General features: G+C 40.7%; 10 protein-coding genes. All 10 read right to left on the bottom strand.

Features of this window, described 5'->3' with window-relative positions:
* Positions 1-3 precede the first annotated feature (3 nt).
* The 10 genes from CL667_03010 to CL667_02965 all read right to left on the bottom strand — a co-directional run bounded on the left by CL667_03010 (position 4) and on the right by CL667_02965 (position 12,875).
* A complete protein-coding gene (locus tag CL667_03010) occupies positions 4-1,362 on the bottom strand; it encodes a glutamine synthetase (protein MAL16658.1) in 1,359 nt (452 codons plus the stop codon).
* A gap of 108 nt (positions 1,363-1,470) precedes the next feature.
* Positions 1,471-1,782 carry a hypothetical protein gene (locus tag CL667_03005; GenBank protein MAL16657.1) on the bottom strand — a complete coding sequence of 104 codons (312 nt, stop codon included), beginning with the start codon at positions 1,780-1,782 and terminating at the stop codon, positions 1,471-1,473.
* A 163-nt stretch (positions 1,783-1,945) separates the two neighbouring features.
* Positions 1,946-2,908 (bottom strand): esterase, encoded by a 963-nt coding sequence (locus tag CL667_03000; protein MAL16656.1) that lies wholly within the window; start codon positions 2,906-2,908, stop codon positions 1,946-1,948.
* A 159-nt stretch (positions 2,909-3,067) separates the two neighbouring features.
* Entirely contained in the window at positions 3,068-3,484 is a 417-nt protein-coding gene (locus CL667_02995) for a hypothetical protein (protein MAL16655.1), read from the bottom strand.
* A gap of 150 nt (positions 3,485-3,634) precedes the next feature.
* Entirely contained in the window at positions 3,635-6,619 is a 2,985-nt protein-coding gene (locus CL667_02990) for a gluconolaconase (protein MAL16654.1), read from the bottom strand.
* Positions 6,620-6,779: 160 nt separating this feature from the next.
* Complete coding sequence (locus CL667_02985) at positions 6,780-8,096, bottom strand: hypothetical protein (protein ID MAL16653.1); 1,317 nt, start codon at positions 8,094-8,096, stop codon at positions 6,780-6,782.
* A 46-nt stretch (positions 8,097-8,142) separates the two neighbouring features.
* Positions 8,143-9,129 (bottom strand): hypothetical protein, encoded by a 987-nt coding sequence (locus CL667_02980; GenBank protein MAL16652.1) that lies wholly within the window; start codon positions 9,127-9,129, stop codon positions 8,143-8,145.
* Between the two features lie 295 nt (positions 9,130-9,424).
* Positions 9,425-10,909 carry a hypothetical protein gene (locus CL667_02975; GenBank protein MAL16651.1) on the bottom strand — a complete coding sequence of 495 codons (1,485 nt, stop codon included), beginning with the start codon at positions 10,907-10,909 and terminating at the stop codon, positions 9,425-9,427.
* A 3-nt stretch (positions 10,910-10,912) separates the two neighbouring features.
* The gene (gene menC, locus CL667_02970) at positions 10,913-11,983 is read right to left on the bottom strand and encodes an o-succinylbenzoate synthase (GenBank protein MAL16650.1); all 1,071 of its coding nucleotides are present in this window, start codon (positions 11,981-11,983) and stop codon (positions 10,913-10,915) included.
* Complete coding sequence (locus CL667_02965; GenBank protein ID MAL16649.1) at positions 11,976-12,875, bottom strand: 1,4-dihydroxy-2-naphthoate octaprenyltransferase; 900 nt, start codon at positions 12,873-12,875, stop codon at positions 11,976-11,978. Before CL667_02965 ends, menC begins: the two co-directional genes overlap by 8 nt.
* Positions 12,876-12,894: the final 19 nt, after the last annotated feature.

Raw genomic sequence — 12,894 nt, 5'->3', positions numbered from 1 at the left:
TAGTTAGATGATTTCAAAGTAGCGTTTTAATTCCCAGTCCGTCACTTTTTGGGCGAACTGTCTCCATTCCCACTCTCTTGTCTTTATAAAATGATCTGTGAATCCCTCTCCGAATAACTCTTTTGATAGATCAGAAGCTTTCATTTGTTGAGTTGCATCGGCCAGTGTTTTCGGAAGTTTTCGGGTTGATTGATTCTCGTATTCATTGCCCTGAGTCGGCTCGATATCCAGCGAAAGCTTATGTTTGATTCCGTACAACCCAGAAGCCAAACTTGCCGCCATTGATAGATATGGATTCGCATCAGCACCGGGTACTCGTGTTTCCAGCCTCATGGAATCCTCTGCATGATTGATAACACGAAGAGCTGTAGTCCGGTTTTCGACGCCCCAGCTCGCTGAGGTTGCCGCCCAGGAACCTTCTACCAATCGTTTATAACTATTTACGGTTGGTGCATACATCGGAAGGATATGCGGAAGGCAGTGAAGCTGACCGGCGATGTAATGTTCTAACAGTTCACTCATTTTATGATTTCCCTGCTCACCATAAAATAGATTCTTTTCTGACTTTTTATCCCAAAGACTCTGGTGAATATGTCCACTGCAGCCCGGAAGGTTGGTATTCCATTTTGCCATGAAGCTGGCAATAATTTCATGCCTGTACGCAATTTCTTTAACGCCTGATTTAAAAAGCACTGCCTGATCTGCGGCATCCATGATATCCGTATAGGCAATGCAGGCTTCGTAAACTCCATCTCCGGTTTCAGTATGTAGCCCCTCAATATGGACGCCAAATTGTGTGAGCAGATCAAAAAGCTCATCAAAGTATTCGTGATGCTGAGATGACCTCAATATAGAATACCCAAACATGCCGGGAGTCAGGGGAGTGGGATTAACTCCGCCTTTCTCTTTCAATGATTGGGGTGTTTCTTTGAAATTGAACCACTCAAATTCGTTAGAGAATTTGGGTTTGAATCCCATGTCTTCTGCTTGAGAAGTAATTCTTCTCAAAAGGCTTCGTGGGCAGACTTCCTTTAAGTCATCTGATTCCGAGAAATCACCCAGAAAAAATGGAAGATCGTTATTCCAGGGAATATGCCGTTGTGAGCTTAAATCAATGGTTGCCATGGAGTCGGGGAAGCCGGTGTGCCAGCCGGTGACTTCTGAGTTGTCGTACACCGCATCATTCATGTCCCAACCAAAAACCACATTACAGAATCCGAGTTTGTCCTCTGTAGCTTTTAGAAATTTATCTTTAGAGATCAGCTTACCACGGAGAATTCCATCTATATCTGTAATAGCCAGTTTAACTTTCTGGGCATCAGAATTTTTAAGGGAAGTAAGAGTGTCGCTGTTTTTAGACATGGCTGATGTTGATTAATTAACTCGGTCCAAATCTAACCAAAGCTTCAGACTTTTATAGGCTGAATTTTTATACTTAAAACTGATAGAACCGATGAGGTAGGTGGGTTCTCAAAACTTCTCTATAGTTTCTACAAATGCAACGCCAACAGAAGCACCCGGTCCCCATTCTCTAAGCAACTCTTGATTACATCTTTCTACTTCGATGGTCTTAACATTTTCGGGATATAGCTTTTCTTCGACGAATTGTAAAGTCACGATTCTACCATTAACTACGAATATAGGTTGTTGACCTCTATCAAAACCTTTCTTACAGCTTAGATTATCAACGGAGTATAACTTTTGCTTATCTGTAGTATCAGCGGGGGTTTTACAACCCGATAGGAGGAATAGAAAAGAGGCCGCTAAACATAAAACTGACAATATCAGTGAAGATCTCATAGATATAGAATTAAGCTACAAGCAATCAAGAGGAAGTTGAGTCCAGACTTTTAAATCTAAAACCAAAACTTATTGTCTCTGGATACAAGCTAATAACCATTGAGGAGTTTAAAAAAGCTACAAAAGCTTTTACATCAAACCGATTTTAATTTCCCGAATTATAAGCGAGAAAATCATTCACATCCAGCCAGTAGATAAAAGCATCAAACCAACGATTGCTTGTGCGATCTGGATTACCGAGACCAAAACCGTGACCACCATTCTGATAAAGATGAAATTCAACCGGTACGCCCGCATTATACCAGGATTCAATCACGCCGTTTTGCCCGTTATAAAGAAAGTCGTCGGTAGCAATTACGTTGAACATGGGTGGCGCATTTTTTGGCACTTCAACCGGACCCATGCCACCATAAATCGGACCAATAAAAGCAAGTTTCATGGACTTGGAATTAAGCGTTGAATGCATCGTTAGGCCAGCTCCCGCCGAAAAGCCAATCATACCAATTCGGTCAGTATCTACACCCCATTCATCGGCGCGATCCACAATCATGGCATAGGCTGCTTCAGCATCTTCTAATTGATTAGATAAATCCCATTGTGGGCGGCTGGGCAGTTCCTCTTCAGTATTTTCAGTTTCTTCAGAAGCTTCTGAAGGAGCAGGGCGTGGACCATTCATCCAGGAAGCAAATTCATCAAGAGATTCTACAGTGGGGCGGAGTCGATATTTAAGCACAAAGGCCGCAATTCCCTGTTCTGCAAGGGCCTCGGCAACTTCCCAACCTTCATTCCCCATCGATAACCACATGAAACCACCACCTGGAGCAACAATTACAGCTGTACCATTTGCTTTATCAGGATCGGGAAGAAAGGGGGTAAGCGTTGCTGTTGAAATATTTCGTGCCATAGGATCTCCCCACTGTCGGAACCAACTTTCTGGTGCGGGTTGGTTCTCTACACCGCCAGTTTTAAGGAGAATGGCATTCGGTTCATCAGGTGTTTCAAGCGGGTAGATGGTCCCGTCCTGAGCTAAGGCTGATGTTGAGATTAATAGTGAAGAGAGTGCAAAAAATATCAAAGATAAAAAGGTGGATGTTTTGATCAGATTCATATCAGCTCCATTCATTATTAAGCAATTGGTGGTTGGAAATTAAATTGTAAGGAAAATTAAGTGTAGTTGCTACACTATTTTGCAAAGCATTGAATTGCGGTAGCAATCAATTAAGACTTGAAGAAACCAATCACTTGTTTGGCTGAATTTAGTACTTGATCAAGGCTTTGCGCCAGCATTGATTAATGACCAAAAATCGACAAGGCCGATTCCAATAAGACGTCCTGGGTAGAGAAACACCTTAAAAAAGACTAGAAATCGATTGATGTCGTCGGTGTATTTAAAGGGATTATTTATAAAACCAAAGATGCCAATGTTTTGGGTTTCAGGGACAGGATTTAATCGGTAGGATGCGAATAAGTAAATGATAACAAGCACGGAATAGATACCAAAAGTACTCCAGCTAAAGCCGTTGTTCTCTGCCATGAAGTAGAAGGGGAGTATTACCGCAATTAATCCCGCCATACCTCCAGTGATAATAGATAAATGAGTTCGGTTTCTGCTGTTATAATGTGTCTCAACCGAGCCGGTTGGACCGGGATTATGACGTTCTAAGAGCCAACCGAATAATTCCATAAAAAGGCACTATTACTTTGTGAAGATATTTTAGTTGTAAAAAAATAAAGACCCGGTTCACAATGGCCGGGAACATTTAAATTTAATTAACCATGATATTTTATTATAAACAATCCTGTAAAAGTTATGATCATAATGCTCTATTACCCTCTACTTTACCCTCATTCCAAACAGAGAATTCGCCGTTGTAATAAACAGAGTATTTCCATCTTTGCCGCCAAAAGTAATTGATAAAGGACGTTCGGTAAGATTGATTCGGTTGATTTCATTCATATCCTTGTCGTACACAAAAATCTGTCCGTCCAGTACATACAGGTTTCCGTCGTTATCAATAGCTGTGTCGTACTGTCCGCGGGGGAGAACCTCTCTGAGATTCGATAGCTTGCCTTTTTCGCCCACATCCATTTTTACCGTTCGCATGGAAATTTCGTCCATGGCATAGATGGATTCCCCAGGAACTGCAGCAGCTAAGCTCGCCGTCCTGCCTATATCATATACCTCTTGTATATAAGTCATTCCATCAGGTGCGACAAAAGCCGAGTCAGGATAATAGACTGCGGCGTCATCAAAGGTGTAATGCCACCGACCGGAAGGGTAATAGGTTTTACTGAACTCTTTGATATCAGCTGTGGCAATTCTCGGCATAATCCTAAAGGTATTGTCCGGATCGTCGGGGTCGATTGAATAGGTATAGGAAGCCCAGCCGCTGTTTCCCCAGCTGCTGTAGGCCTCGTTATCATCCGGAAGTGTTTTCACCTGTTCCTGCTCCCCATTCACCAAATAACCAGGCTGGGGATCGTACCGGGCTACTACCAATAAATTATCTTCTGAATCGGTAGCCAGAGCAAAAGGCTGGAAAGGAAAATCAGCAAGCAGCGAAACCGTATTTGTTTCTGCCGACCATTTGTAGATTCGTCTCTTTTTGGTTTCACAAAAATAAATATTTCCTTCGCTGTCTGAGGTTATTCCCAGAGCAAAATCAAATCCTGAGGCCAGGCGATTTACTTCTCCAATCCGGAAATCTGAATCCAGATTAGGTTCTTCATTCCCTGTTATGGTTAACTTTGCAAAGTGCCACGGATAGGCGGCAAGTTCCTTGTTTACATCCCATACCGGAAACTCATTCACCCATAATTTCTGTGTGTAATTACGAAGGTTTCTGATCTCAATATCCCGGGAATTCCAGAGGCGCATGCCAAACCGTTTTGGAGTTTCAACCCGAATGGTTCGATACAACCACAGATTTCCAAAAAACAGATCGTGTGAGTTTGATATCTCAATTGAAATCGCATCAATGCCTTCTTTGTACTCTTCCTCAAATTGAAAAGCGTACATCTTCCAGTTTGAGACATGATCAAAACGAGCCTCGTTGCGGAGGTGATGCTCCAGAGACATCGCAAATATTCGTCCGGGAGTAGAAGTATTACTCACAAGCATTCCGCTTGCAGCGTAGCTGTTGGCGGTCCAGATATCTTTGAAAGTTCCGCCACCGTTATTGGTAATCCATAAACTCCAGAACTGATTGTCCCAGGCTTCATCCATCCCTTCTTCATAAACTGGACTTCCGGGAGCACTGATCCGCCGCTCAGACCTCCGATAACTTTCTGATGATGATGAGGGAGGAACCATAGTACCATGACCTCCCACAAATTTCACATCATTAACCAGTGAATTTTCGTTAGCCATCCATTTTAATCCAACAGCCCGATAATTATATCCACCTGTTGAAATGCCTATACCGTTCAACATATCATCACCACCTTCGTACGATTCTAACATAGGAACAGGAGCTCCGAATCCGCTAAATGCAGGTTCACTTTCTTTTATAATGAACTGAGTTGCCCACGGATGTAAACCTATCAATTTAGTTCCGGGAGCCATCTTTATGGTTTCGGTAATATGATACCAGCCTTGTGGAACATAAATGACTTTGTGCTTTTCAATGGCTTTTTTAAAAGCTTCAGTATCATCCGTTTTACCATCTCCGACCGCACCCAAATCTTTTATATTTACCCAGTTTTCCATAGGAGGGAGGGGCGGTATAGTTCGCTGAAGTTTAGTGGGGACTCTGTCCGAGGATACGATATCGGTTATCGTTTCAAATTCTGAATCTGAATTTAAATCGTCCATTACAAGACCATGGGTAAATTCTCTTACCGTGTAAGTATTATTTTCCCCTTTTATTTCCTCACCCGTATTTCTGAAGCGTGCAAATGTGGGGACATTTCGGGCATGTATATTCACCACATTAATCTGATTCGTGCTGTTATACTTCCCATTGATGAGTAATGCGGCATCACTCACATTTTCAAACAGGCTGTTTTCAATAAACAAACGGTCCGTTGAGCCTTCGCGCATCTCCAGACCTATGGGGACATTCTTTACATGCATATTCACTATTGTGAGGCCGGCATTATTTGTCTGAATAGCTGCCTTGCGCTGACCTTCAAAATAGGTATCCACCATCATCATGGGCCAGCTCGGGGAAGTTGCTCCGGATATGATTCCATACTCTCCACCCAATAAACGAACGTTTTCCATTTCATTTCCCACGTCAGAAATGCCCGCTTTACCTGATCCTATATTTATTATGGAATGACTTACAAATCCATGCTGGGCATAATGTGTTCGCAAGGCAACGGCGTTTGGGTTTCCTTCACCAATCCTGAGATTGATATTTGAAATGGCACTGTAAAAAGTACCCGGACTTGCATCGCTGGGTTTATTTTCGCTGGTAACCATATTGCTGGTGAACCAGATCATATACTTTTCTTCCGTGCTGTTCTCAGCCTGATATCCCGGGGCATTTTTCCCCAAAATGATTTCCGGACGGTTTTTTCCGTACCCGATAAGGCGCACTGCTTTAGGCACATAAATAGTTTTACTAATCAGGTAAGTACCTTCCGGTATAAACAGTATTCCGTAATTTTTCTCCTCCTTCACCTTATTAATGGCTTTTTGAAGTGCATCTGAGATATCCATTATTCCGTCTGCTTTAATACCGTAGTTTTGAGGAGTAAAATAATAGGCTTCGGAGTCAACTGGCCTTTGGGTATAAACCGACTCGGTGGTTGCAAGGTTATTGTTAAGAAGGGATACAAATCCGGCAATAATCAGATATATAGTTGGCAGCATTATAGAGTAGCTTGATGGGTTACTGTTTGGTGGAGGGTAAAGCCCCTGCTTTTAAACGGCGCGGGGATTATGATTTGGTTGAAGTAGCGAAATTAATTGCTTGCAAACAAGTTTCCATCGCACCCCGTCCGCGTCCGATTTAAAACGCATTGTTAGTGGGCTATTTGTATTTCTTTTCTAGATAATTCAATAAGAATTGTTGTAGCTCTCCATTTTTATCGTCACCGGCAAATATCTTCCCATCCGGTGTATTTACAACATTCAGATTATCTGTTAATAATCTCATTTGATTATTCTCAATATAGACCAATCTTGAAGAAACCAACTTATCTATGATTTCTTCTTTTATTAAATCATGACTTTGAATGTAATCTAAAAACTCCTCGTCATTTTCAATATCAATTGAACCTTGGCTACCCAATATTAACAGTATAACTTGTAAATTTGGGTTTATTTCAACTGGTTTCCATGGTGTAGAAGTGAGAGGTATCTCTAACTGATTTTTTGATAATTCGTGATAATAAATATCCCACCCGTGGAGATGTCCTTTTATTTTTTTATTAGTGCAAGCTAAAAATGGATGAGTTTGTTCAATACTGAAATCATCTCCAAAAATTTTAGAACTGATCCCAAATTTATATGATAATTTAGTCCAAATAATTTCAAGGAGGTTTTTAATAGGGTCACCAGTCGAAGAAGTTAGAACCTCCCAAAAAAATTTATTATCGCTAAATGGAATTCCAAAAGGCATTCCATTATTCTTAACAATACTTATGTTATTACAAATAATTAAATTAGGAAATGTTGCCGGGCTAAAACCAGATAAATAATTACCTTCATTAACTTGTTCATTTAGAAGGTTTTCAACCTTATTGATAAACCCATTTCTCAATTCATACTCATTCTTATAACCGAAATACCCAAATACTATTCTAGCCGGCAAGACAGCCTCTAACAATAATGTTGAATACGAAAGCTGTTCCTTAGCTGAATAATTATGAAGGTCCTCATAGTTGGGTGGTGGTTTAGAATTCAATAGCCTGAATGCATCGTAGAACATTTCTTTTTCGCCATCACTTAGTAATCTATCTTGTCTAAGTCTAAAAACGGAATGGAGGTTGTGGTGAGAATCAACAATGTCGTTAGCGTATAATTTTTTCTTTACTTGAATTACTGCTATGACTTGGGAGATGTGATACTTGTATTGGTTGGTAAAATTTATATGTTTTCCGTCTCCTGAAACCAACATACAGTCGATTTCATCACTTATGTTATTTTTTTCATTGTATATAAAGCTTTGACGAACAACCTTAAGATTTAAACCTTTAAAAACAGCTTGTTCTAAAAGTTCACTTGTTAATCCTTCAAAGATATTCCCAATTGTGGGTCGATGAGTAATGTCCGAATCATCCCTATTGATTTTTTCAAGTGAAACTTCTTTGAATTCATTTAGCAATTGAGCGATAGTTTCAATCATGCTACAAAATTTTAATAGAATAATGTTTGGTAATAAAATGCATTAGTTAAATAATGCCATACTTTTTGCATTGTCCTAAGACTTCGCTGTAAGACTTTGTCTTATCATCAGATACTGGAACTTTTTCTAGGTTTTCTTTTTGATTGATAAGCTGATTAATTGTTCTTTTTCTTCCGAAAATAAACCGTTCACAATTTTGTAGTTGTTGAAAGTTTGATGAAAGAGCCTCCATTTTTGCAAGAGTCCCCTTTTTAGTGTCTCTCGCTATATAGTTAACTCTACTAATATCTGATAGAGGCATTATATAAAGCAGAAAATCTTTATCAAGGGGAAGCATTAATACATTCTCGGGGTCAAAAGGGACAACAAATTCTTTGTGAGAACTTGATATTATTACGGGGTTATCACTTGTTAAGAAACTAGAATCTTGATCTGATAATTGAGTTACGAACAACCCTGATTTTTTTCTTACTTCATATAAACGATAAGCAACCTTTAATTGTGTAAGGACTTGTGACTCTCGGTTTCTTTGGAAATGTTCTTTTGTCAAGTCAGAAGCATTTTTCTCATGTATTGTTAAGTTTCTACCAAGAAAATTAAAACTATCTTTCCCTTCACTTTGACAAAGTTGTATTGCGTCTTCAAAAACCCTTTCAAGAAAGCTATTGAAAACACTAATCCATTTATAATTTCGATAGAGTAAAGTAATAACTGTCTTAATGATTAAGTCATTTTCATCATCTGTAATTTCCTTTTTGGTAGGATCGGTCAAAATGTTATAGACTTCGTCGTATTTTGCTTCTAATTCATAAGAGTAAAAGTTTTCGATGGCTTGTCTTTCTTCTTCAGTTTCACCAGTAAGCGTATATAAGTCATTTACTACACAAACCTGATTTACACTTGGAAAAATAATTTTGGAGGGATCCTCTTTGTTTAAAGCATTAATTTTATAATTCTTTTTACGCTTAATACCGAAATGCTTTAAGTAAACACGAGGCACAAAATGCTGCCTTACAGTTTCATTATTAGACATCTAAAAGTGATTTGTATATAAGCCCACTAACATAATATTATCCGAACAAGGGGTTTTTTAGGGCGCGGTGGATAAGATCCGGTGATCACTCTTCAAACTCATTATTCGGTGTTTCTTGGATGTTATCCGTCTGCTTAGTCGTATAAAGTCGCCGGATAAAATCATTCTTTTGTAAGGAATTACTCCTTAACGTTTTGCCAAGATAGAACCTTCACTAATAAAAACAAGAGCTAATCGGAGATTCCTGAATGGGTGAGCGTAACAGATATGGGATTGGAAGAAAAGTAGAGTTTGGTTATTGAAACCTCTTAACCAGTTCCCAGCGCTTGACCTTGCCGGTGTTAGTTTTTGGGAAGTCTTTCACGATCTTCAGCTCTCGGGGGATTTTAAAATCAGTGAGGGAGTCTTTGAGCTGATTCCGGATTTCAAGCAGGTCAGGAGTTTTGCCATTTTTGAGGGTGACTACCGCGGTTACTTTTTGGCCCCATTCTTCATCAGGCAAGCCAATAACCACAGCTTCTTCTATAGTGGAGAGCTTAGCCATGGCCTCCTCAACTTCGGTTGGGTTCACATTCTCACCACCGGTAATAATTAAATCTGACCTTCGGGATTCTATGAATAAATGCCCAAAGCCATTTATATGGCCAAAGTCACCGGTGTTAAACCAGCCGTCCTCATCAAAACGGCCTTCGTTTTCATCGCTGTCGTAATAGCCGTCAAAAATCTGAGGTCCGTGGAGCCAAAGTGCGCCCGACTGATTTTTACCCAGAACCTTTCCCTCATCATCCCGAATTTGCATTTTGTTAGGAGGGAAGGGCTTACCCACACTTTTCAGCGGCGTGTACATTCCGGAAGGAGCAAGGAGGGGATTAGCGATAATTTGGGCACAGGTTTCCGTCATGCCATAACTGGAAACAATGGGGATACCACGTTCAGCTGACTTCTTGAGAAGCGTTTCTGAGATAGGTCCGCCCCCCAGTAAAATTGATTTGAACTCGCGGTGCGTTTTAAAAAGCGGATCGTCTAAAAGTCGCTTGAGCATAGTGGGGACTAAAGAAGCTGCCTGAAATCGTTTATTCTCGCCCAGGAATTCTTTTACCATTTCCTCATGGAAATTTCCAAGCCTGTAAATAGCGGTGTCATAAATAACGGACCGTATGATAATCGAAATTCCGCCAATGTGATTAAGCGGGAGGCAAAGCAGCCAGAAGTGGTTGGGGTCGGGCTTAAAGTTCTGAGCTGAAGCTTTTGCTGCTGCCTTAATTTGGCGGCGTTTCAGAGGCACGATCTTAGGCTTGCTGGTGGTGCCTGAAGTAAAGAAGTATCCAAAAATTTGGGAATCGTCGATGGACTCAGGTTCAGGCAGATCAACGTTTCGCATGTCATAAGTAAAAGCATTCAGGAAAAAATTCTCATCCATCTTTATGACGTGGTCATCACCCAAACGCTGTCGGTTGGCAGTATCACAAAAAACCAGAACAGGTTTTAAAGCATCCAGATGATGTTGGAGCTCCTCATTCTTAATCTTGGGGTTGATGGGAATAAAGGGGATGCCAAGCCTCCAGCAGGCTGCGATTCCAAATATGAGCATATCGCTGGATTCCGAAATAAAGGCAACGGGCCATTTAATGGAATCGGCTTTTTTCTCAACAAGATCTTTAAAAAAAGCAGTAAAACGTTCTAAATCACTGTAGGTGTACATTCCATGCTGAGACGAAAGAAACACCTGGGGTGCTTCCTTTTTCCGAAACTCAAACATATGCAATCGCGATTTAAACATAGCTTAAAATACCTTCTTTAGTCCTTCCAAATCCAACTTAATTCCCAAACCGTTTTTTTTAGGGAATGATATAACTGGCTGATTGAGCCACTTTGCAGGGCTCACATCATGCCTGAACAAATTTCCGGTAGCTAAACCCTGAGCCCGAAACTTCCTTCCCAAGCCTGCAGCAAATGTGGCAATTACAGCTCTGCCAACAGCACTTTCTAACGAGGTAGTAAATATAGACTCAATATTATGAGTAACTGATGTCCGATTTGTTACGAATATATTATCAAATGTTCCCAATAGCATTGGTTTCAGTACGAAGAGGTCTGCTGCTTTTTTCTCTGATAGTTCCGTTGCCTGCTCTTTGTTCCTTATTGATTCATCTGCGGCAATAGGAATTTCACTGTTCTCTTTTACCATTGCTAATTCAGCTATTCTATCCTCAGCAACAGGTTGTTCGCAATACTCTATATCAAGTGCTTGTAAAGTTTTTAAATGCTTTATCGCTTCCTCTTGATTCCATGCCTGATTTGCATCGATCCGTATTTTTATGTCCGGAAATTGATTTCGTAGATCTTGCAAAAGGTTTAGTTCAGTTTCAAAATCATCGCCAACTTTAACTTTAAGGGTTTCAAATCCTTGCTCGATTAAAGACTTTGCTTTAGTTAGAGTTTTAGCCGTTTCGTTCAATGGAAGTGTAGCGTTTGCCGTAACACTTTCGGGGAAATCTTTGAACAAGTGATCTCCAAGAGAAATGCCTTTTTTCTTTGCCTCTAAATCGTGCAAAAGGGTGTCGAGCCCAAAACCCAGAGAAGGGAAGTGGTGAATCTGATCTAACATCTTGAGGGTTTCTGCTCCATTTCCATTGGCAATGGTTTCCTGCAGATGATTGCCGTTCATCTTCAAAACCTCAGTTACTTGTGCTAGCGTTTCGTTAGAAAAGCCAGGGAGAGGAGCTACTTCACCATAGGCTTCAACCTCTCCGTCATTGAATACAAGAATCAGCCCTTCCCGGTAAGCGAATTCCTTGCCGGCTGACCGGAAAGGTTGTTTGAAAGGAAGCCGATATTTGTAATAACTAAGCATTCATTCCATTCATTAAAATTCCTATGGAAAAGAGAATCCCGAAAATGACCATGTACTTGGCGGTTCGCTCCAGCATAGGGTTAAGATTCTTCTTGTCTTGCTCAGTCCAGATTTTATACACGTAATAACTTGCTATCGGCAGGGATAAATACGGAAGCATAATCCAGATATTATATCCCAACTGAACATAAAAGTGGGGAGGTATTGCAAAAGCTAAAACCACCATCAGGAGATATTCAAACTTGAGGGTGATTTCACCAAACAGAACGCCCAAAGTACGTTTGCCTGATTTCCTGTCCTGATCTACATCACGAAGATTATTCACCACTAAAATATTTACACAAAGTCCTCCAATCGCCAGGGAAGCCCAAAAAGAAGCTTCCGACCATTCGAGTGCATTAACGTAATAGGTGGTCATAACAGCTACAATCCCGAAAAATAGAAATACAAAAACATCACCCAAACCATTGTATCCAAGCGGGAAAGGACCTCCTGTATATAGAACTCCAAATATGAGTGATAAAACACCGATTGCTAATACAATCCAACCTGCGGCCCAAACCAGATATAGCCCAAAGATAAAAGCGAGTCCCATGGTGAGGATGGTGGCACTTTTCATTTGTTCGGGGGAAATAAGTCCGGCAGCGGTGGCTCGCCTGAAGCCTATACGTTCGTCGGTGTCAGAACCTTTTACAAAATCGAAGTAGTCATTCGCAAAATTAGTCCCAATCTGAATGAGCATAGCGCAAATTAAAGCAACGGAAGTGTTGGTCCAGTTAAGCAGTTCATTCTGATAAGCCAACGAAGCACCAACAAGTACAGGAACTACCGCAGCGGCTAATGTTTGGGGGCGAGCAGCTTCGACCCAAAGTGCAGATTTTGATTCTTTCACAGAGAATTTGTTAGTGATT

This window comes from Balneola sp. (assembly GCA_002694685.1).
GTDB lineage: Bacteria > Bacteroidota > Rhodothermia > Balneolales > Balneolaceae > Gracilimonas.
Note: the sequence above shows the minus strand (reverse complement) of the source record. Positions and strands in the feature narration are given on the sequence as shown.